The organism is Vibrio sp. L3-7, assembly GCF_963898195.1.
GTDB lineage: Bacteria > Pseudomonadota > Gammaproteobacteria > Enterobacterales > Vibrionaceae > Vibrio > Vibrio echinoideorum.
Genome location: NZ_CAWQUW010000003.1, coordinates 153,139 through 176,989 on the forward strand (window position 1 = coordinate 153,139; position 23,851 = coordinate 176,989).

7 protein-coding genes are annotated in these 23,851 nt (G+C 44.6%); all 7 read right to left on the reverse strand.

Annotated features, from left to right (window positions below):
* Positions 1-422: 422 nt before the first annotated feature.
* The 7 genes from AACW75_RS04195 to AACW75_RS04225 all read right to left on the reverse strand — a co-directional run bounded on the left by AACW75_RS04195 (position 423) and on the right by AACW75_RS04225 (position 23,763).
* Entirely contained in the window at positions 423-1,706 is a 1,284-nt protein-coding gene (locus tag AACW75_RS04195) for a lysine N(6)-hydroxylase/L-ornithine N(5)-oxygenase family protein (RefSeq protein ID WP_145568331.1), read from the reverse strand.
* A 77-nt stretch (positions 1,707-1,783) separates the two neighbouring features.
* Complete coding sequence (locus tag AACW75_RS04200; protein ID WP_017074984.1) at positions 1,784-2,761, reverse strand: GNAT family N-acetyltransferase; 978 nt, start codon at positions 2,759-2,761, stop codon at positions 1,784-1,786.
* Positions 2,751-4,952 carry a TonB-dependent siderophore receptor gene (locus AACW75_RS04205; RefSeq protein ID WP_237297611.1) on the reverse strand — a complete coding sequence of 734 codons (2,202 nt, stop codon included), beginning with the start codon at positions 4,950-4,952 and terminating at the stop codon, positions 2,751-2,753. The genes AACW75_RS04200 and AACW75_RS04205 overlap by 11 nt, the downstream gene beginning before the upstream one ends.
* A gap of 160 nt (positions 4,953-5,112) precedes the next feature.
* Positions 5,113-10,764: an amino acid adenylation domain-containing protein gene (locus tag AACW75_RS04210; RefSeq protein ID WP_445329512.1), complete on the reverse strand. Its 5,652-nt coding sequence runs from the start codon at positions 10,762-10,764 to the stop codon at positions 5,113-5,115.
* A 32-nt stretch (positions 10,765-10,796) separates the two neighbouring features.
* Positions 10,797-21,743 (reverse strand): non-ribosomal peptide synthetase, encoded by a 10,947-nt coding sequence (locus AACW75_RS04215; protein WP_145568329.1) that lies wholly within the window; start codon positions 21,741-21,743, stop codon positions 10,797-10,799.
* Between the two features lie 92 nt (positions 21,744-21,835).
* On the reverse strand, positions 21,836-22,048 hold the full coding sequence (locus AACW75_RS04220) for an MbtH family protein (protein WP_017074988.1): 213 nt from the start codon (positions 22,046-22,048) through the stop codon (positions 21,836-21,838).
* Positions 22,049-22,107: 59 nt separating this feature from the next.
* Positions 22,108-23,763, reverse strand: a complete 1,656-nt coding sequence (locus AACW75_RS04225; protein ID WP_145568328.1) for a multidrug ABC transporter permease/ATP-binding protein — start codon at positions 23,761-23,763, stop codon at positions 22,108-22,110.
* Positions 23,764-23,851: the final 88 nt, after the last annotated feature.

Sequence of the window (23,851 nt, forward strand, 5' to 3'; positions counted from 1 at the left end):
ATAGAAAAAGTGCGTCATTCTAGTCAATATAGGCTTTGTGCTCAACAACTGCTGCAATAAATCGTATTGATCGTTTTAATCAGCATCTAGTTGTTTGATTTGGCAGCGATATAAACATCAATTAGAACTAAAATCTAACACTGTTGAACAGAAGGTTTAACAGGGGGTGGGTATACGTCTTTTTTTTAGCAAACAGTCGCTTCAATAAATCTATACGATAATAAACAACCTTCATCAGAGAGACAAAAGACAGATACCATAGAAAAAGCCTCTCTACAAAAACAGATTTAAATCTAAAGGAAGCCGAATAAAAAAACGCCAATATCAGATTGGCGTTTCGTAGATTGGACTATTCGCTGGCCATTAACCATTAACCATTAACCATTAACCATTAACGAAGTTTGGTTGTAGTTTAATAAAAGCTACGCTTTTTCTAAGGTTTGTTCAGAGCTTTCAAGCAATGCTTCTACTATCTCTTGTGAGCGCACCGCTAGCACCGAAAGCAGAGTATCACTGAGACCATGTGAAGATTCACAGCAACCCTGTAGGAAAATCTTAACCTCGCAGTTTGACTTCATGTCTAACTGATATGAACGCCCTACCGACTTGCTATCAATCAACGGCTCGATGGAACTAAGCATCTGATTAAACTCATCGTATCGATAACCGGTAGCAAGAATGATCGCATCGTATTCATTCCATGCTTGCGTCTTGTTGATTGTGTCATTCAGTCGCAACGCTACTTTATCGTCTTTCATTGCCACTTCTTGGATGTCATGACAACGTAGATGTTGATGGTTACCTTCACCCGTTACTTTCTGCAAGTAAAGCAGCTCATAAATCGCGTTGAGCTCCTCTGTATCCACAACTGAATAGTTGGTCGCGCTAAAGCGAGAAAGAATGTGATCACGTTGCTCTTGTGTGCTTTCGTACATATGGTCGGTAAACTCAGGGTCAAACACCTCGTTTACAAACGGGCTGTCATCAGCTGGGTGCAATGCAAACCGGCGGTTAACCATGTGAACTTCACCATCCGCATAACGGTTTGTGAGGTCAACGAATATTTCAGCGGCACTCTGCCCAGCACCCACGATCGCGATTTTTGGCTCTGAGTTTGGCTTAAAGGTTTCACGCCACGCTTTGTACTTCGAGGAGTGGATGATTTGTTCGTTATCATGGCCTTCAAACAGTTTTGGAAGCTTCGGCATCCCTCCCATACCAACAATAAGGTTCTTAGCGATTCGAACCGTCTGATTACCATGTATATCGGTAGAGGTAACTTTTACTTTGGAGCTATGACCATTGTCATCAATGGCTTCGATATCAATGACTCGCTGGCCGTAATTTACGCGTTCTGAAAACTGATTAGCAACCCAAGTCAGGTAGTCGTTAAACTCAACACGAGAAGGGTTCATGCTACCTAGGTTGATGAAAGCGTTTAGCCTGTCTTTGGTGTGCAAATAGTTTACGAATGAATATGGACTGGTTGGATTTCGTAACGTCACTAGATCTTTCAAACAAGAGATTTGCATTCTAGTTCCATCAAGCAACATGCCGCCGTGCCATTCAAAATGAGACTTTTGCTCCAAGAAGCAATAACTTAAGCCTTTATCTTTAGCCTGCTCTTCCAAAGCAATGGCTATCGATAAATTAGCAGGACCAAAGCCCACTCCGAGAACATCATATTCCTTAATTTGTTTCGTCATGTATAACCTCATAATAATTTCTTTGGGTACAAAGCACCCTATTCCGACTCCCTTTCCCAGCACTTAAAATTTAAGCATTAGAACTCGCTACTGAAAAAGCCGTCTTTCAACTGACACATTAAAGCCGCACGCTTATGCGGAAATTCAAATTCTTTAACCTTGGCAAAGCCGTACTTTTGTAGATACCCAATCATCTTGTCATTATCGGCTCTTGGCTCGCTGACAATCTTCTCTGTGCGGGGATCCGATAGATAGATGAAGTGACAAACAGAAGGCAACCAAGCCGCAACTTTGTGAGCACCACGATGTGACTCTTCGCCGACAAGCATGTGTATGCCTCTGTCATAATCCCCTGCTGCGTAATAAGGTGCGATTCGGTCTTCTTTCGTCCAGTACACTTCGATGTAGGCGAAAGGCTGATTGTCTAAACACACAATAAGGAGCTGATTCTTATTGTTTTTAACTGACTCTTCTAAGTACTTTCTGTGTTCTTCCAGTGAGCCAGTTTGCTCCCAGAAATTCGCTACACGTTGGCTGTTTTGCCACTTATTAAAGAAGGTTAAGTGTTTGTCGACATCTAAGCCTTCTAGAGTGAGAACGGCGTTAAGACCAGGAATATAACGACGATACAACTCACCCAATAAGGGCTTTGGTCTAGCTGGGTGATACCCTGCAGCGTCTAGGACTTGCTTGTGCAGGTAAAGGCTGCGATTTCTATTTTTGAGCCAAAGCTCGGGAATTTGCATTACGGCTTCACGCCATAACACCTTTAAGCCTTCAGCAGTTTCAAAGCACAAAGAATCCAACACTTCACTTTTAAACTGTCCTAGTTCAATCGTTCGAATCTCCGGGTTAGCTGAGAACAGGAGGGCAAAAGCAGTAAGTTGCTCCGCGTTTAACGCTGTCATTTGAGTTAAACGCCAAAACTGATTTGTTTCACGCACAACCTCAACCACACCCGAACTCACTTCAATGCAGTAACTGTCTTGGCTTTCATTTAAAGAACCACTCTGCCCATCGGGCAGAGTGTTCAAAGGCTGGTGGTTACCAGTCATAAGTTACGCTCGCAATCACGTTACGGCGATCACCATAGAAGCAGTAGTAATCACACGTCGCAACGTACTCTTTGTCTGCCAAGTTCTTCGCTGCAACTTGGAACTTGTAGTCTTCAATACGATAACTCAATGTTGCGTCAAACAATGTGTAAGAAGACACTTTGTTTGTCTCTGTATTATCGGCGTATGAATCACCAACGTAACGAGCACCCGCACCAATTGTTAGACCATCTAAAGGGCCATTTAAGAAGCGGTAATTTGCCCAAGCTGAAGCGAGTTGGTCAGCAATTTGTGATGGCGTGTTACCTACATTACTGCTTGTCGAATCTTCTGTTATTTCAGAATCGATGAATGACACGTTACCAATCAAGGTTAATGCTTCAGTCACGTTTGCGACAGCTTCTAACTCAAGACCACGGTTACGAACCTCACCAATTTGCGTTAGTTGACCAGCAACCTGACGCGCTAAGTTTTCTTTCGATACTTCAAACGCAGCAATGTTGAAGTAACCGTCAAAGCTACGCGGTTGGTATTTCAAGCCCAGTTCGTATTGTTCGCCACGTTCTGGTTTCGCCGGGTCGCCATTGGCGTCAAGTTGAATAATTGGATTAAACGACTGAGCGTAGCTCGCGTAAGGTGTAAAGCCATTATCCATCAAATAAGCCACACCGAAGTTGGTTGTCCACTCTTCGTTGTCGACCTTAGTTTTTGCGCCAGTAGTCGTGTTGTGTGTCTTGTTTTGGGAATCGTCGTAACGAACTCCAATTTGCACTGCCCACTTGTCCGCAATCATCATTTGATCTTGTAAATACAGACCTAGCTGATTGTTTTTTGTTTTAGTGGTTTGACGGTCTGATTCATCAAGTGGTGCAAACGTTGCTGGATTCAACAAAGCCACATTTGTGCTGTATGACGGATCAAACACGTTAAAGATTGGGTTTGGAATATTTCCCACACCTGGCACAGGTAAAAGACTATTTCCATCACCAATGATTGGATCTGCAGCGTAATCTTTACTATCAATATCGATGCTCTGATAATCAATACCAGTCAACAATGTATGCTCAATTGAGCCCGTCGTAAAACTGTGAATCAAACGGTTATCGATGTTGAACGCGTCCGATGTTCCTTCTTCCGTAGATGCTTGACGGATGATAGAAGAACGCGTTGGGTCGTAAGGCGCTAAAGCCGTATCGCCAACATATTGCGAGTAATACATTTGACGCAGGTTGATGTCCATTTGGCTGTAGCGTGCGTTTTGCATGAAATAAGTACGATCATTAAAATGATGTTCAAACTCATAACCCACTGATATTTGCTCTCGTTCGAACGTTTCCCAATCCGTATTACCTAAAGCTGTACTGTCACTGATAGTACCATTGGGGTTTGACGTTAACGTTCCTTCCATTGGTAGGAACTGAAGGTACGGGTCGGAATCATCTTTCTGGTAGCTAGTTAGCAGTGTGATTTTTGTGTCGTCTGTGAATTTATAAGCCAAAGAAGGAGCGATAAAAATGCGTTCGGCTTCTACACCATCGACACGGCTGCCATTTTTACGCCCAAGTGCCTGCAGGCGAAACGCCATTTTATCGTTAACTTCAGAGTTAACATCTAAGCTAATTTGCTTGCGATCATCAGTACCGTATTCAATAGCAAATTGACCCGAGCCACCATCAAACTGCGGACGCTTGCTCACAACGTTTATGACGCCACCTGGAGGAGATTGACCGTATAGCGCAGAGCCTGGACCACGTAAGATTTCTACACGTTCCAAACCAAACGGGTCGATTTGCCAACTGTAGAAACCTGATGAATACAGACGTGTACCATCTTGATACAAACCGCTGTTCGCCTGCTTAAAACCACGGATAACAAACCAATCTTGCTTGTTGTCTTCACCAAAATAATTCGCTTGGATACTAGGCGTATATTGTAATGCATCAGCAATACTGATCGACGCTCGGTCGTCCATCTGTTCACGAGTAACAATAGAGATTGCACGTGGCGTGTCACCTATCGCAACGTCTGTTTTTGTTGCTGTTCGGCTGCTTAACCCTACGTAACTAAAATCTGGACCTACTGAGCTATCTTCGAGTTGCTGCCCAATAACAACAACGGTTTCATCTTCGTTAGCGTGAGCTATTCCTGACGATATAACTAAAGCGACCGCAAGTGCTGTTGGGGTGCGCATAAAGTGCCGATTCATATATTTCTCCTTCAATACGGCTATGAACCAATTGTAATAAAAGCACAAACAATAACGATAATAGTTATCATTGCGATTAATGATTTAACGAAGTGTACCACGTAATTTTCAAAATAAAACATCTCAGTAATAGATATTTATAAAATTATTCACAATACAAATGCCTGTATAAGCCCTTGATTACTTTATTGTTCTGCACTACCCCTAAATGATCCGTGTCTACAACAACGGAATATTGGAGCTTGTTATGCTTATTCAACCCTTTTGATAACAGCTCTGAGCGCCCACTTGGCAGCCCTGCCCACCAACAATGCAACTGGGTTTTTATGCTTGGTAATTGGTATTCATGACATAAAGCACGCATATGTTGTTCCACAGACCAGCTATAGAGCATTTGTTTGGCGTTATCTGCCATGTACCTATCGAACTGATTTTCCGCTAGCCATGTATTAAACGCTTCAGGCCACATTGGTGGAGGGACTGAGTCTAAAAGCCGTAAGCAACGCTGGCCTTGCTGTTCACTAATTGGTCCTAACAACAAAGAAAGATGCTCTAAGAGTTTGGATTTTGACGTCGGCGAATCCCACTGATCTTCAGTAATTTCAGTGCCTGGTACATAACAATCAAGCAAACCAATAAACGCGATCTCGTCTCCGTTTGCCTCTAAACGACTCGCAATTTCTTGTGCTAATGCTCCACCTAACGACCACCCGACTAATCGGTACGGACCACAAGGTTGTATTTGCTTGATCGTTTGATAATAAGCGTCTGCCATGTCAGCAAAAGATGAATCAAAAATATTATCTGAAACAAAGCTCTTTGACTTAATTCCGAATACGCTGCGGTCGCCTTCGAGAGCTTGAGCGAGTCGTTGATACCCCGTAACACGACCTGTCACAGGGTGAATGCAGAATAGTGGTTCATGCTCGTCGGAGGTCGTATTTAGCTTCTCGACTAATCGCGTATCAGATATGCATTGATCTGGTAATCGTGTAGTCATTCGGTTTCTACCAAGCTGACCCGTTGCACTCTTATCATTGACTTGAGAGGCGGCCACTAATGCAGTCAAACTATCAATGAAGCGAGAAGTGAACTGTTCGATCTCAGCCAATGAATAATGCGTTGTCGCGAATTCCCAAGACAAACTCAACTTCCCCGCTACCACTTGAGAATTCACAACCAAAGGGGTCAGCATTGAGTTTAATCCAGACTGAGGCAGGCTCCCCTCTTCGATAGGCGAACACCAATGTGCAAAGTCGTCACTGGAATACTGGCCTAAATAGTTAAACGTTACGCTCGCTTTAGATTGTTCGATACAATCTTGGCTCAGGTATCTCAATCCATAACCTATCCCACCGTCTTTTTTTACACTCTCTAGGTACTCACTGGTGCTGCTAAGTACGCTAAGAATATCTGTCTGAAAGCGCCCTACCATCGGATACAAGCTCGTTGTCCAACCGACCATGCGAGAGAGATCGATATTCGAGAACACCGATGATTCTCGGCCATGTCCTTCTAGATAAATGTGAACATCAGGTTGATCTTTATTAGCCAATGTTGAAACTAACGCCGTAATTAGCACACTTTGAATATCAACGGCCAAAGCAGATGTTGAGATCCGCAGTAATGTTTGGGTTAATTCATTCGATAACTCAGCCTTGAAGACTTGCTTATCTTGATGCAACGCTGGTGGCTTATCTTGAGCTGAATCGTTCGATGTCACGTTCAATTCATGCCAAGCCTCTTGCATCAACTTCCCTTGTTCGGTTGACGACCACTCCTCTAAACTATGAACCGCTTCATCCATTGCGCTTGAATTTGGCATTAGCTCAATGGTTTGACCTGCGACTTGCTGTTGATATGCTTTCCATAAGTCATCCAACAAGATTCGCCAAGAAACTCCGTCCACCGCCAAATGGTGTATCGCGATCATCAATCGATTGGGGGCATTTTCAAATTCAGCGTATCCAGCTTGGATCAACCTACCCATTCCAATATCCATACTTTGATGAATCTCTTGAGCAAATGCAGAAAATGCCGGTTCTGAATCAACCTTGCTTACCCATAAGTAATCGCGCACTTGGAAATCTTGGAACTGCTGATTCCAACGTCCCTGATGCTGATTAAACGCCAATCTTAAGCTTGGGTGTTGTTTTACTAACGCTTGAATAGCCGACTCTAAGTAGCTTGTATTCATGTCTTGCTTGAGTTCGACACAAATGTGTTGGTTCCAATGGTCTGGTTGGGGAAACTGTTGAGCTAAAAAGTGTGCTTGTATTGGCATCAAACCAAATGATTCGGTAGTTAGATCACGTTCTTTTTTCGCCTTATGGATCTCAAGTACGCCTGCCAAATCACTTAGGGACTTCGCATCAAACACTTGCTGTGGCGTTAAGTTGTAGCCTGCAACGCGAACTTTGCTCACCATCTGCAAACAAAGGATTGAATCGCCACCCAGTGCAAAGAAGTTATCGGTACAACTCACGTCCTCGATACCTAAAAGTTGTTGCCATAGTTTTACTAGTAACACCTCTTGTTCAGTTTTCGGTGGCACAAGCGCCACAACTAACTGAGTTTCCATATTGATATCAGGTAGTGACGTTCTGTCGATCTTTCCCGCCGGTGTTAATGGCAATCTGTCCATCACCATCAACTGGTTAGGCACCATGTAATCGGGTAACTGTTGAGACAGCGCTTTGATGATGTCATCAAGATGGAAACGTTCGGGATCGCCGCTCTGCAGGTAACCAAACAATTGCTTCTGTTGGCCGACTTCTTTTACCGCGACAACACAATGTTCAACCTTAGAGATAGCTTGTAAACGACTTTCGATTTCGCCCAACTCAACGCGAAACCCTCTAATCTTAACCTGCTGATCCACCCGCCCTATGTATTCCATCACACCATCATGATTCCACCGAACCAAATCTCCAGTGCGATACATTCGTTCGCCTATTCGTTGGCTATTATCATGGCTATGAATGATAAACGGATCAGGTATGAAGCGCTCAGAGGTTAAATCTGGCTGCTCTAAATAACCACGAGCAAGGCCAACCTCTCCGCCAATGTACAATTCCCCGACATGACCAAACGCCACTTTATTTAATTGCGCATCCAGTACATACAAACGACGCTCACCAACAGGTTGGCCGATCGGCGCATAAGCACTGTTTAGGTTATCTTTCGGATACGCGCGCCAAATCATGGGAGTAACGACGGTTTCTGTTGGACCGTAACCATTAATGATACGCGGAGGGTTCACGACCTTTTGCAAACGTTGATAGGTTTCTGCGGTAAAGGCTTCGCCACCTAATGTCCAAGAACGAACATTGAGAAGTGGCTTTTGATATTCAATCCAATCAAGTAACGGGCCAACGTAACTAGGCGGGAAGCAGGCAATGGTGATCTTGTCATCGCACAGCACTTCGCAGGTTTTCTCTGCACTCCACAATTCTTGATCTCGGATGACGAGCTTGCTACCAAACGCTAACGGCACTGTCCAACGCTCTACAGCACCATCAAAGCTAATCGAAGCAAAGTGAAGCTCTACGTCTTCTGGCGTCATACCATATTGCTTACCAATAGTTTGAACATGCATCGACAAGCCAACGTGGTTTATCGCCACACCTTTTGGCTTACCGGTAGAGCCTGATGTATAAATGATGTAGGCCAGTTGTTCAGGGAGTATCGTTGTCTCAAGCTGTACTTGTTTATCTTCTTGATCTCGGGCGGCTTTTTCATCTAAGTCGTTTAGTGAATGCTTTAAGTCCTGCGAACCAAAAACGAAAGAACTTGCTTGAGACGATGAAACATCAAACTCAGATTGAATGTTTTGCCAACGCGATTCTAAGCCTTGCTGAGTAATCACGAACTTAGCTTTTGAATCCTGAATCATGTACGTCAAACGTTCAGTTGGGTAATCAGGATCCAGTGGCAGAAATGCCCCACCCGCTTTCATCACCGCAACCATAGCCACAATCATTTCAACGCCTCTTTCAAAGAGGACCCCGATAACCTGATCACGATACACGCCTTCATCTTCGTTATTTGAATCGACCAGATTAGAGGCAATAAGCTTGGAAGCTAACAGAGATGACGCCAAATCCAGTTGTTTGAAGCTCAACTCAATATCTTGATGCTTTAAGGCGATGGCATCCGGCTGTTCTTTGACCTGTTTAGCTATTAACTCAATGATAGAATGGAACGTCCAATCACCTTCAGGTTGCGATAACCTCTCCAACACAGAAGCATCATGGGTTGTAAGATGACTGATTTGAGCAAGGCTTCGGTCGATGTTGCTTTCCAATTCGCTAACCAATTGCTCTAGTACAGCGTTCAACTCGACCATATTATCTTGATCGATACGATCCTTAGAATACGTCAACACGACACGGGTTTTTCGCTCACTTTCACGCACGTCTAACGCAATATCGAATAACGCAAATTCACCATTTTGTTGCTCTGCCGATAGGGTCAGTTGATTGTCTAATTGAATATCGTCAGCGGGGGCATGTTGATGATTGAATAGCACTTGAAACAACGGCGTTTGCCCTGCTTTTCGATCAAAACCCTTTGGCTCGCTATTCGTTGGTTCTACGCTCTTTTGTTGAATGTTCCTTTGCTCATTGGCCAGAGTCTGAACCAACTGATCAAACGGCAACAATTGATGCTCTTGTGCTTCTAGAACTTTGTTATGAGCACCTTCTATGGCCTGAGACAACGAACAGCTTGGCGAAATCGACTGCTGAATCACCATGGTGTTGACAAAGAAACCAATCAGATTAGAAACTTCGTGACGAGTTCGATTCGCCATTGGTACACCAACTGAAATGTCAGTGCGATGCGTTACTTTCGCTAATGCAGCCTGCCATACCCCTAACCATAAGCTTGAAGTGGTCACCGACAATTGACGGGCAATCTGCTTTAGCTTGTGAGACTGCGGCTCACTCAATTCATAACTTATTGACTCAGCAATACGTCTTTGATTTGGTGCTATCTCGCTGTACCACGGGAATAACTGGTGTGAGTCAGCCTCTCCGAGTTCATTCTTCCAAAAATCAATATGTTGCTGTCCTTTCCCTGCCTCTAGCAACGCACTTTGCCAATGAGAATAATCACGATATTGAATCGGTAACTCTGGAAGATGTCCTTGCTGATATAACGTAATAAGTTCATTCAAGAACACGCCAATTGACCAACCATCAGAAACAATATGATGCATGACCAGTTGCAATTTCCATGAACTTTCACTGAGTTGGAGACATTGCATTCGAATCGGCAGGTCGATTTCAAGTTCAAACGCTTTGGCTATGAACTCTCGTTGGGATTCTTGGATTTGATCTTGGCTCCAACTTTGAGCATCTACCGTCAGCGGACACATAACCGCCGCTGTATCGACAAACTGCACAACCGATTCATTAGCATTGGTAATAAAGCGGGTTCTCAACACATCATGACGCTGCAATACTTGGTTTACGATGCGGCTGAGCCGTTCAATATCCAAATGGCCTTTGACATAGAACGTGCCAGACATATGGTAAGCACTGTTCCCTTTGTCTAAGCAATAGATGTCCCACAAACGTTGCTGCGCCGGGGATAAGCCAACCTGCTGTTCGCGACCTACCGAAACAATTGGCAGTTTTTCAAAATCTAAACCTTTACTACTCAACAACTCAATAAATTTAATTTGTTCCGGTTTGCCCAGCTGTAAAAAGCGTTTTGCCAAAGCTTGTTTGTCTATTTTCGCTTTTGAATCAGAAGCCGTTTTTGGTTGGTTCTTATCGTTTGCTTGATTCACAGTTTTTGAGTCAAACGTAGTCTTTAGATGGTTCATAGCAGCTCCAGTTCGTCCATCAATGCTGCCATGGCATCGAATTCGTCTTGTTCATGTTGGTTTTGTGTTTGATAGTGTGATTGCAAGCTATCAGTGAGTGCTTGTAGGCTTTTGGCTTCGAAAAAGTCTTTAAGTGCGACGTCCAAGCCAAGCTCTTGATGGGCCTTTGCTACAACGCGAGTCGCTAGCAGCGAATGACCACCAAGTGCAAAGAAATTGTCGTCTAAACCAACTTGGGGAATAGCTAAAACCTCGGCCCAGTGAGTAGCGAACCAAATTTCTAATTCCGTCTCTGGCGCGCGGTACTCTATTGACTGCCATTCAGGTGCTGGTAGCGCTTTCCTATCGCGTTTGCCATTGGGAGAAAGCGGCATTTCATCAAGCCCAATCAATATCGGAGGCACCATGTAATCGGGTAAATGTTCCGATAAATGCTGTTTAACCAGAGCTTGTTTATCTTCGCTCCAATTGGAATCCACAACATAACCAACCAATTGTTCGCCAGTTTGATGCTTAAACGCGATAACCGCGGATTCTTCAACCCATTCGAGTTGATTCATTACATTCTCAATTTCTTCTAACTCGATTCTTAAACCACGAATTTTCACTTGGTTATCCAAACGACCTAAATACTCCAATCGACCATCGGCCAGTTGCACTACTTGATCACCAGTGCGATACATTCGACTTCCCGCTTCTCCAAATGGATTCGGTATAAATCGATCAGCCGTTAAATCCGGTCGAGCTAAATATTCACGCGCTAATCCAATGCCCGTTAAATACAGCTCACCGGGCACACCAATGGGTACCGGGTTCCAGTTGTCATCAAGGACATAAAGTTGCGTGTTGCAGATCGCATAACCTATTGGGATACGTTTAGAAACTGGCAACTCACAAGGCCAATACGTGACATCAATCGCCGCTTCCGTGGGTCCATAAAGGTTATGCAGTTCGACAGGCGTATGACTAAGTACTTGCTCAACAAGGTCGGCGGGAAGTGCTTCTCCACTACAGATAATGCGCTTAAGCGACGTACAGTCAGAGATATTGGTTTCGATTGAGAAAGCATTCAACATCGAAGGAACAAAGTGAATCGTCGTCACTTGTTCTTGTTGTATGACTTCCGATAGCACATTTGGTTGGCGATGAGTCTCTGGCGGGGCAATCGCTAGACGCGCCCCTGCCATCAATGGCCAGAAGAACTCCCACACCGAGACATCAAAGCTGAAAGGTGTTTTCTGTAACACACAATCGGACTGATTAAGCACGTATTCTTGTTGCATCCAATTCAAGCGATTCTGCAATGCGGCTTGAGTATTCACCACACCTTTCGGTAAACCAGTAGAACCAGAAGTAAAGATCACATACAGAGCCTGCTCTGGTTGCCAGTTCACTTTAGGTGGCTGCGAGGATTGTTTAGAGACATCTAACTTGTTTAAATCGACATATTCACAACCGTTACTCTCAGGCCATAAATGCATTGAATTTGAGTCCGTCAGCAAACAAGCAATATTCGCCGACTCCAAAATGTACTGAAGTCTATCTGTAGGATAACCAGGATCCAATGGCACATAGGCACCACCAGCACGAGCGATAGCATGTAAGCCAATCACTAAGTCAAACGAACGCTCAAGCCCTAAACCAACACGAGTTTCAGAATTCACGCCTTTATCTCGTAGCCAGTTTGCTAGTTGATTAACGCGCTTATCAAACTCTTTATACGTGAGAGTTTGACCTTGCATCGATAGCGCTATCGCGTCCGGCGTTTCCTTCGCTTGCTGCTGAATCGCTTGTGACGGCGTCACGAAACCACCCCAATCAAGGGACGTGTCATTGAATGCTCGGTTTTGTTGCTCTGCAGTCTCGTCTATCAAATGAAGCTGGCTAACTAACCCATCACTATTTGTAGCTACCCTATCTAAAAGTAATAACCAATGACCAAGTAACGCTTGTGCGAAATCTTGTGTGAAAATCGGTGACACATAGCTTACGAAACCAAGCCACTTACTCTCAGACATCTGTTGGATGTCCATACCGATTTCGAGCTGAGCATTCACAACGCCCGGATCAAATGGCTCGACACCCAGCCCTTGCCAATCAAAGAGCTCTGCCTCGTCAAAGCGCTGGAAGTTAAAACTGGTTTGGAAAACGGGATGATATTGTAAATTCCCGGTAATCCCGAGTGATTCAACCAACATTTCAAATGGGAAATCTTGTCGACCCAGAGCCTGCTCAGTGAAAGACTTCACCTGATGCAATAAATCTGAGAATGATTGCTCGCCGTTAAAATGAGCCGGAATCACCAAGCTATTGATGAAGCACCCTTGCATCGACTGTGTTTCTGGCTGCGTTCGCCCTGCTACTGGAACACCAACTCGCACTTGTTCTTGACCGGAGTATTTGTGCATCAACAAATGCCACAATGTCAGCATCACATTAAACGGCGTTGTCTTGTGCGATGTCGCCAACTTAGTGATACTCGATATCTGTTCGGTCGAAAGTTCAAAGTGCAGCCGGTTACCTTGTGTTTTGGTCTGTTCTCTTGGCGTATCACTGTGCAATACCAGTGGGTCGATGTCGTATTTCAACGCGTCCAACCACCATGCTTTTTGATCACTCGCTTCCTTGGACTCAAGCCAATGCTTCTGCCAGTTCGCATAATCTACATATTGAAGGTCATGAATAGCAGCAGGCTCAGAAGCTGAGACTCTTCCATTTTCCGCATATTCAGAAATCATCGATTGATAACAGTGAGCTAACTCTTTCAGCAGCAACTGCATCGATATCCCATCAGAGACAATATGGTGCGCTACGATCAATAGGTCAGCCTGTTTAACACCAGCGGGCCGCTCGGTGGTTCCTACTATCCAATCAAAGCGAATCAACGGACCTTCAGAGAAATCAAACGGTTTAGCGATCAGTTCTTTATATGCTAAGAGTCTTTGTTCATCGGACGCTAAGCTTTCGTGCATCCCAAGGCAGATTTCACGATCAGCATGAATAGACTGCATCAGTTCGCCTTCAACTTGACTAAAGTTAGTTCTCAAGATCTCATGGCGTTCAACCAATACATTGATTGCACGCTCAAGGGCGGCAACGTTCACATTGCCCGTGAACTTAAGCCCTAAAGGCATGTGGTAAGCAGCACTGGTCGGCAACAGTTGTTGTACGAACCATAAACGCTTCTGTACAGCGGAAGTTGGCATGTATGGTAGGCGCGGCGTTTGAGCTAACGTCACTAACTCTGCTTCATCTTTTATACAGTGAGTCGCAAGCTCTTTGAGCACTGATGTATCAAACACCGCTTGTAACGATAATCTGATGTCGTCTTGTTGTTTGAGCCTGCCGACAAGCTGCGTTGCCAATAACGACTGACCACCCAAAGCAAAGAAATCGTCATCCCGTCCTATAAGTTCTTTGTCAAATAGCACTCGCCACTGTTGAGCTAAAACTTGCTCCATTTCGCCAATCGGTGGAATGTAGTCTTGAATAGCCACAGCCTGCCAATTAGGTACTGGTAAACGTTTCTTATCCACTTTACTGGCTGGCGTTAATGGAATTTTGTCCATTTGCACAACTTGGCTAGGCACCATGTAATCAGGAAGATCTTTACTAAGATCTTGTAAGATATCTTCGATAGAAAGCGTATTATCGCTCTGAATATAAGCCACAAGCTGTTTGCCTGTCGGGCTGTCATATGCGACTACCGCACATTGCTCTGAGCCAGCGCTCTTTTGCAGGCGAGATTCAATTTCGCCCAACTCAACCCTGAACCCACGAATCTTAACTTGCTCGTCGCTACGACCGAGATACTCAATCACGCCGTCTAAACGCCATTTAACCAAGTCTCCGGTACGGTACATTCGTTCGCCGTTATTTGAGAATGGATCTGGAATGAAGCGTTCTGATGTTAAATCTGGTCGTTCGAAGTAACCTCTCGCTAATCCAACTTCCTCACCGATATACAGCTCACCCGCAACGCCTGCCGGCACACGGTGAAGTGCAGAATCCAACACATATAAGGTTCGGTTTCCGACAGCCTTTCCGATAGGTGCATAAGCACTTTCTAGCTCAGTATCAGAATACGCCTCCCAAATCATTGGTGTGACAACGGTTTCAGTTGGCCCGTAACCATTAATGATTCGCTTAGGTTTCAAGACCTGTTGCAGTTTAAAGTAAGTATCACGAGTAAAGGCTTCGCCACCTAGCGTCCATGAACGAACGGAAAGAGTTGGGGTACTGCCCTCTATCCATTCAAGTAAAGGAAGAACATAACTTGGTGGGAAACACGCAATCGTTACCTGTTCACGAGCCAAAACGTCACAAGTTTGTTGTGCACTCCATAACGATTGGTCTCGAATCACTAAACGTGAGCCGAACGCCAATGGCACAGTCCAACGTTCAATCGCACCATCAAAGCTGATCGATGCAAAATGCAGTTCCACATCGTCAGAAGTCATGCCATAGCGTTGACCTATGGTTTGAACATGCATGCTCAAACCAAGCTGAGAAACACAAACCCCTTTCGGCTTACCTGTCGAACCTGAGGTGTAGATCATGTAAGCCAGTTGGTCCGGCAAGATAACGGGCTTGTCATTAAGGTTTTTAGTTAGATCAAACGCGGCGTAGCTAATGGTTTTCGCTTGGTTCCCAATCTGATTCACCAATGACTCACTCAACGCATCATGAATCAATACACTCGCGCCACTGTCTTGAACCATGAAGTCTAAGCGTTCTTGAGGATATGCAGGATCTAGAGGCAAAAATGCAGCGCCGGCTTTCATTACGCCCATCATTGCAACCAACATATTGCAGTCGCGCTCAAACAACACACCCACAATATCGTCTCGTTGAACGCCTTCCATAATCAACCGGTGTGCGATCGCGTCACTTTGCTCAACCACCTCTCGGTACGTTAATGATTCCCGATGTTGACCATCCTCCACTTCGACATTCGATACCAATGCTTCACTATCAGGACGCAATAACATCTGTTGCGCGACTAAATCAGTGAACGGTGAGAACGTCCAAGGCTCTGGTTGACGTTCAAAGGCGTTAAGCTCACTCAACTGATCATCCGCTAAGGCAGACAAGTTGCCTAGATCTTCAGTCAAGTGATCGACTAACTGATTTAAATAATGTCGATTGGTCGCGCGAAGTGCTTCGATTTGTTGAGCTGTAAACTTACTTTCATCGTAGGCGAACACGATGCGAAGTGAGTCACTCGGCAAGATTGCCAAGGTTAACGGGTAGTGAGTAAATTCATAGCTTTCCGGCTCACCAATACTGAATGCACTGCTGTTGCTATTCTTGTCGTTCAGTAGCGCTTCATCAAGCGGGTAGTTTTCGAATACAACTAAGGTGTCGAACAGGTTCTCGCCCGACCATCCTGTTTGTGCTTGGATATCAGACAGCGATGAATAACTGAATTCACGCTGTTCACTTGATGAGGTTTGGATTTCAAGCAGCCATTCAGAAACAGGTTTGGAAAGATCTATGTGGTGTGCGATCGGCAACGTATTAATAAACAGACCGACCATAGAATCACTATCGGCAAGCTCCGTTGGGCGTCCTGCTACTGTATTACCAAACACAGGTATTTCTTGTCCTGTAAATCGGTTTAATGTTAGTAACCACGCCGCTTGCGTTAACGTATTAAGCGTCACACCAATTTGGTTTAGTTTAGGTAGCCATTGACTGATGGTTTCTTGTGAGAAGTCGTCATTGTATCGCTGGAAATTCGATTCAGAGGTGTCAGAATTGCCAAAGGATTCTGCCAATCTTGTTGGCGATTCCATGTCTTGGAGGTAACGCTGCCAATATTCATTAGACTGATTTTTGTCTTGGCGTTGCGTCCAGGCCAGGTAATCCGAGAACTCCGCTTTTACTGGCGCAATTGAACGGCCATGATACAAGGCAAATAAATCACTGAGTAAAACACCCGTGCTCCAACCGTCCATTAATATATGGTGAATCGTGAAAACACACTGAACTTGATGGTCGTGAGTTTGAATGAAATCAACACTCCACAAAGGTGCTACCTTTGAACGCTCAACAACTTGCTCTAATTGAAAGCCACGTTCGACCCTTTGTTGTTTGTATTCCTCAAGATCAAACTGACGACGTTGGCGTACATCCAAGAACTGATAATCCAGACTGAGTTCAGCCCACTCAGCAAGGTATGCGTTACCATCGAACGAAAACAGTGTCGAGCGAAGCATTTGATGCCTTTGCATCACACCTTGCCACGCGTTAACCATCCTTGGCACATTGACATTGTTCAAAGGCAATGTGATTTGATTGACGTAAGTGCTGTCACTATCAGAGAGCTTCGCGTGGAAATACAGGCCTTGCTGCAGCGTAGACAGAGGCAGAATCGTGACAGGTAGAGATAATGGTGAAATAGCCCCCTTACACAATTCATTTAGCTGTATTTGGTTTAACTCAATCAATGGAGCATCAGCGCGAGTTAATACTGGATCTGCATCATTGAAGACCTCGTGCAATTGCTCAAGGCTATCACTTAATGCCGCGTGTAACACTTCAACTTCAGATTCAGAGAAACACGCACTGTCTAATTCGATATCCCACAATAACACTTCTTTAGCCACAGATGCATTGATAACAATGGCTGCATCTGCGGTGTTAGACTCATCTCTCCAAAGACCTGTGTTTGTCACCTCTACTGCGTCATTCATCTGTTGAGCCGCATTGCCAAGATAGTTGAACAACACGTCCATATCACCAACATGAGACCATAGGCTTTGTGTTACTCCAGCATGGAACGTCACTCCACCAAGGTGATCAGTTTCAAAGCTGTCTTTTAAAGATTTAACCCACTCTTCCAACGACTCAAGAACAGGAATGGCTTGCGGATACAATGAGGTGTACCAACCAACCGTACGACTAAGATCAAGCCCAGTAGCTTCAGTAAAACGTCCATGTGATTCACGATGAATAGTTAACGCTTTACCTTGGTTTAACGTACTTACGGTTAAGGCACTGATTAAGTACACGATTTGTTCTTGTGTAAGACGTGCAAAGCCAAAGCCTGCTTTTACCAGAGCTTCTATTTTTGATAGCGGCGTATACCACTGTGTCGAAATAGGTTTACCACGTAACGTGGAATAAAGTGGTTCTTTGGTTTGTTCTACCCAATAGGCTTGTTGTTCATCAGATATCGACAGTGTATTTAAAGCATTTGCCCAATTTCCTTGATGATGCGTCTTTTGCGTAAGTAGGTGCGGACCAGAAACCTCTCTCGGCTCATATGAAAACTCTGATGTAGGCTCTGAAACGTATAGTTTAACGAGATCTTCGATAATAACTGGCCATGAAAGCGCATCGACCACTAAGTGATGAATAGCGATTAGCACTTCACTATGCTCGGTCGCTTCATCTAAGGCGTCCATACTGCGTATGCCAACCGCACCTATCACACCGTTGATTAAGTCTATGCTCGTTTGAACTTGGTTTATGTTTATCTCGCCATCAAACGAGTGAATCGCAAACTCGACATCGTCTTGGTAATTTGCAGTTATTTCTATGGGAGAGCTAGACGAAACAGCGTGAGAAAAGCGTAATCTCAACGCGTCGTGGTGTTCAACCAGGTGATGGACGGCGCGAGTTAATCGTTCAACATCAACCGGATAGTCCCATTTAAACTGGATATATTGATTACAGCGATTCAACTCAAAATGTTCGATGTACCTTTGTTGAATCGGCAACAGCGCCACTGATCCTTGTCGCTTACCTTGTTCTGCAACAACAAGTTTGGCTTCTTCAAGACTCCCTGCCATATCTCGTAACTTCGGAAAATCGAAGACTTGTTTAGGCGATAGCATGAAGCCCAACTGGCGAAGTTTTCCGACCAACTGGAGTGCCATGATCGAGTCTCCACCTAACGCGAAGAACTGGCTGTTCGCACCAACACTCTTAACTTTAAGTAATTCACACCATATTTCAGCAAGCATTACTTGTCGGTTGTTCTCAAGTGCACCTTGATCACTGCGTACCTCTGTCCAATCAGGAGCAAACAGCTCCTTTCTATCGACCTTACCAGCCGGAGTCAGCGGCAGCTTGTCTTGAACAATAATACAAGCAGGTACCATATAATCAGGCAACGTTTGGCCTAGCAGCTCAAGCCATTGTGCTTCTTCGTTGTCATTCTCGCTTTGCAATTGGGAAGTGTTTGACGGGGCTTTACTTTGTTGAACTTTGCTTAGCTGAACATAGCCTACAAGCTTTTTACCCGTTGGCGATTCGTGATCAACAACAGCACAAAACTCCGCACCAGAGAGTGCTTGAAGTTGGGATTCAATCTCTCCGAGCTCAACACGGAAACCACGGATCTTCACTTGTTGGTCAACACGACCTAAATATTCCATGACGCCATCATCACGCCACTGAACCAGGTCGCCCGTTCGATACATTCTCTCGCCGTTATTTGAAAATGGATCGGGTAAAAAGCGTTCCGCGGTTAAATTAGGTTGTTTCAAGTACCCTTCAGCTAAGCCCACTTCTGAACCAATATACAGTTCTCCACTGCAACCGAACGGCACTTGGCTTAACTCAGAGTCGAGCACATACAACTTCCGATCACCTACTGCCGTTCCAATCGGCGCATACGCGCTGTTCATTGTATCGTCGGCATACGCTTCCCAAACCATCGGCGTGATCACCGTTTCAGTTGGGCCATAGCCATTGATGATTCGTGGTGGCGCTAATACATCTTGAATACGATCGAATGTTTCACGCGTGAAGGCTTCGCCGCCTAAAGTGATCGAACGCAGAGCAAGTGATGGACGTGCCGCTTCAATCCAATCGAGTAACGGGCCAACATAGCTTGGAGGGAAACAAGCAATAGTCACACCTTCTTGTTGAAGTACGTTACAAGTTTGCTCGGCTGTCCATAATTCTTGATCGCGTATCACTAGCTTTGAGCCAAACGCTAATGGCACAGTCCAACGTTCAACGGCACCATCAAAGCTGATGGAGGCGAAATGTAATTCGACGTCTTGTTCGCTCATGCCATAGCGTTGGCCAATGGTCTGAACGTGCATGCTCAAACCTTCATTCGATATGGTGACGCCTTTTGGCTTTCCCGTTGAACCAGAGGTATAGATGATATAGGCCAGTTCTTCTGCCAACGGGCGATTAAAAGAGTTATCTGAAGGCAAGCTCGCAAGCTCTGCGTTTTCAACACAGAATTGAGTGACACCGTCACTCCCAATCAAGACGTCTCTGTATCTATCATCCGATTTAGAGTGAGTGAGAAGTAGTTCTGCCCCGCTGTCTTCCAACATGAAGCTTAATCGTTCCGTTGGATAGTCAGGGTCTAATGGTAAGAACGGCGAACCCGCTTTCAAAACTGCGATCATAGAGACAATCATATCTACACCGCGCTCCATCATCACACCGATTGGTGATTTGGCCGCTGTACCTTGAGATAAAATAGAATGCGCTAATTGGTTAGAACGAGTCTCCAGCTCTAAGTAACTCATTGACTCATTTTGGTGTTTCAATGCGATGCTGTTCGGGCACTTAACTGCTTGCTCAGTCACCAAGTCAGTGAATGGACGGTATTGCCATGAATAGTCACCTGAACCATGTTGATCAATCAATCTCATGTCTTTACTTGATAGAGCATTAACTGAGGCAACAGCAGCGTTAGGCGATTGAACAATGGTCGCCAAATTAATCTTAAAGCTTTCAATAAATTTGGTAATAAACGGTCGGGTAAATTTTTCTTTCGCATAGACAAACCGCAGCGGAGCATCGCCTTTATTGATGACATCCAACACCAATTCAAACGGTGTTTCTAGTACTGGAAATTCTTCAAATTCTGCAGACACTCCGTTTGTGTTAATCGATAATTTATCACCGTGATTTCTGAAATTTAAAGCGGTTGTAGGTAGCGGTAAATCACCCGCTAATGCTTCTAGTGGTGTGCTTTCGTAGGCTAGCGACGCTTTCATTGAAGCATGAGTGTTGTTGACTAACTGAGACAGCGTCATTTCTGCGTCAATGCGATAGCCCATCACAGCGCTATTCACATAAAAGCCAACCGTTCTGCGATTCTGAGCATTACGGTTTAGCGCAGGTACACAAATAGAAGGATGAACATTCGAAGAATACTGGCGTAGCGTTAGCATCATTGCAGACGCTAAAACCTCAAACTTGGTCGCGCCTAGCTCACTCCCTAACTGCTTGATCGAGTCGTTGATATCGTTCGATAAATGAACAAGCTCATGTCTCGCACCATAGGTATCCTGAGGTTGATCATTAAGATTCGATAACGACAGCGACTCTTCACCGATAAAGTGGTTCTGTAACCATGAAGATTTTTGCTGCTCATAAAAAGCGGACTTTTCTGCACTGGCCTGCTCAGCCGCATAATCGAGGTAACTTTGAACCACTTTCATTTGGTAAGTTTTGCCTGCTACAGAATTCACCAGCATCTTAATGGTGATTTGAAATGACCAAGCATCAGTGACAATGTGATGAGTCGCAAGCAACACAGCAAAGCGGTGCTCAGTGACTTGATAAATACAACAGCGTGCTAGGTTACTTTCCACCAAGTTGAAAGTCTGCTGCCAACGTTGGCGAGCATCTTGATTGATAAACTCGACGGTATTCGAGTCACCTTGCATGTCGATATAATCATATTCAACAGGACTAAAAGGCATCACTCGTTGAACCGCTTTTCCCTCAACTTCAGCAAACTGACTGCGTAACGAAGGAAATGCCGACACCATTTCATTTAATGAATGTTGAAGCTTTTCAACGGTAATATCTTTACCTTCAAACCAAAGTAAGCCGCCTAAGTTATAGGCCAGGCTCATCGGTTGTAATTGCTGAAATAACCACAAGCGTTGTTGAGAGTATGAGAGCGGGCTCCAAGGGCTTACGGAGTCCAAAATTTGTTCATCATCCACTGACATTTTATTACCTAAACATGAAATTTGGTTGCAGAAATCCACAATTCGCCCGCTACAGGCGAAAAGTACAGGTACTGACTAAAGGTTAAATGGGTTTAGTTTTCTAGAGCATCTATCGCGTCACGCAGACTTTTCGGACGCATATCGGTCCAAACTTCGCGGATATGTTCAAGGCAGTGTTCTTTATTGCCCTTTACGCCTACTTCAGTCCAACCATTTGGTACTAAGTGGTACGTCGGCCAAATGCTGTATTGTTCCTGCGCGTTAATAACAACGGTGAATTCTGTATTTGGGTTATCAATACTCATGTTTTCCTCAACTAACTTTATTTATTGTGTTTGCTGAACCTAACTCGGCTCTTAAATACTCAAGCCACAACACTCTCTAGTGCTTGGTGTGCTTGAGCCAAATTCCCTTTACTCAACTCAATAAGATTGCCGGTGTCCATTTTAAAAATACGGTCAGCGGCATCAAAATAAGCGTCATCATGAGTAATCGCGATGACAGTCACGCCACGTTGTTTAAGCAGTGGTAATAACTGACGGTAAAACAGTTTTCTAAAACGTGGATCCTGATCAGCGGCCCATTCATCAAGCAGAATACAACCGCGCTTTTCGAGTACTGACATCATCAGTGCCAGTCGCTTTCGTTGACCTTGTGAGTAGCGAACGTCACTTAACTTACCTTGCTGGTGGTCAACCTTGTGTGCCATTTCAAGACGGACCATCCATTCGTCAATATCTTTGCTATCGATGTCTTGACCTTCGCCATCGACAATTTGATGGAATAGATGAAAATCACTGAACACAACCGAGAATTGATGGCGATAATCTTGCCAATGCGCTCGAGTCACCTCATTACCATCGACATAAACTTGGCCAGAATGCGGTCGGTAGAGCCCGGTAAGCAAACGAGCAAAGGTCGATTTACCACTGCCATTGCCACCAATAATGAAGATGTGTTCGCCGCGTTCTATTTTGAAATTAATTGGACCTACGCCGAATGCATCGCCATCAGAATCTGAGCGATAACGATAGCTAGCACCCACGAGTTCTAGTGAATTGAATACTTTGGTTTTTGCCGGTTTCGGATTCAGGCTTCGATCGGTACTCAACTCTAACGACGACAACTTCTTCATCGAAATGTTGGCAGTGATCAATGTAGGGATAGACCCTACTGCAGACATCAATGGTGTTCTCATAAACAACACGACCAACGCGAATGTAGACGCGACTTCTAAGGTCGCCCAACCTAAGCCAGTCGCTAGGTAAAAGTTCAAACCGATCAACGCCAATACCACGGTGTTCGCCATGTTGGCAGCAAAACCATTTAAGATGTCGGCTTGTGTCACTTCGTTTCGATACCCTTCAGCATTCACTGAGAAGGTTTCGTCGAAATAGCGTTTGGCTCTGAATGGGTTCAACGACAGCTCTTTGCGGCCATCAATCAAGGACTGGTAATCGTGATATAACTTGTCATCGTATTCTCGAACCTGTTTGACGTGTGTCGTAATTTTCGTCACTAGCGTGTAGCCAATGACACCCGTTAACGACAACATCAGCACGCTAACACCAAACAAAGGCATCGATAGAAAAGCCAGATAACCAAGAGCGACAATCGTGAGCACCAAGCCGTAAATCAATTCAGGTAAATGTACGAAAGCGATGGTGATGTTGCGAATGTCAGTGTTCAGTGAAGCTAGCACACCTGCGCTCCCTACTTTTTCCACTTGCTCAATATCCGTGTTCAACAGCTGAGAAACCAACTCACAACGTTTGTTGTAAACGAACTTATGACCCAATTTATGAAGTGCGACTTGAGCAACGGTGGCTGTCACCAACAACCCACTCAGCAGCAAAGTAAACTGAATTAACGTATCGGAAAGCGACCCACTGCTTTCTAGTAATTTATGTTGAATAAACGCAATCACTCCCACACTCAGGAACGCACTCGCAATACTCAACAAGATGACCAGAGACAATGATTTTTTCTGTTTCTCAGCCAACAATAGGATCAGTCCCATCTCACACACCATTCAATTAATTATTATTGTGATTATCATTATCAATTAATTGATAAGTAACCCTCGTTTAAACCAAACTTAATCACGT

What these genes read in the sequence shown, in the direction of transcription:
- AACW75_RS04195 (WP_145568331.1), bottom strand. Translation starts at nt 1,706, where the DNA reads ATGACGAAACAAATTAAGGAATATGATGTTCTCGGAGTGGGCTTTGGT.
- AACW75_RS04200 (WP_017074984.1), bottom strand. Translation starts at nt 2,761, where the DNA reads ATGACTGGTAACCACCAGCCTTTGAACACTCTGCCCGATGGGCAGAGT.
- AACW75_RS04205 (WP_237297611.1), bottom strand. Translation starts at nt 4,952, where the DNA reads ATGCGCACCCCAACAGCACTTGCGGTCGCTTTAGTTATATCGTCAGGA.
- AACW75_RS04215 (WP_145568329.1), bottom strand. Translation starts at nt 21,743, where the DNA reads ATGTCAGTGGATGATGAACAAATTTTGGACTCCGTAAGCCCTTGGAGC.
- AACW75_RS04220 (WP_017074988.1), bottom strand. Translation starts at nt 22,048, where the DNA reads ATGAGTATTGATAACCCAAATACAGAATTCACCGTTGTTATTAACGCG.
- AACW75_RS04225 (WP_145568328.1), bottom strand. Translation starts at nt 23,763, where the DNA reads ATGGGACTGATCCTATTGTTGGCTGAGAAACAGAAAAAATCATTGTCT.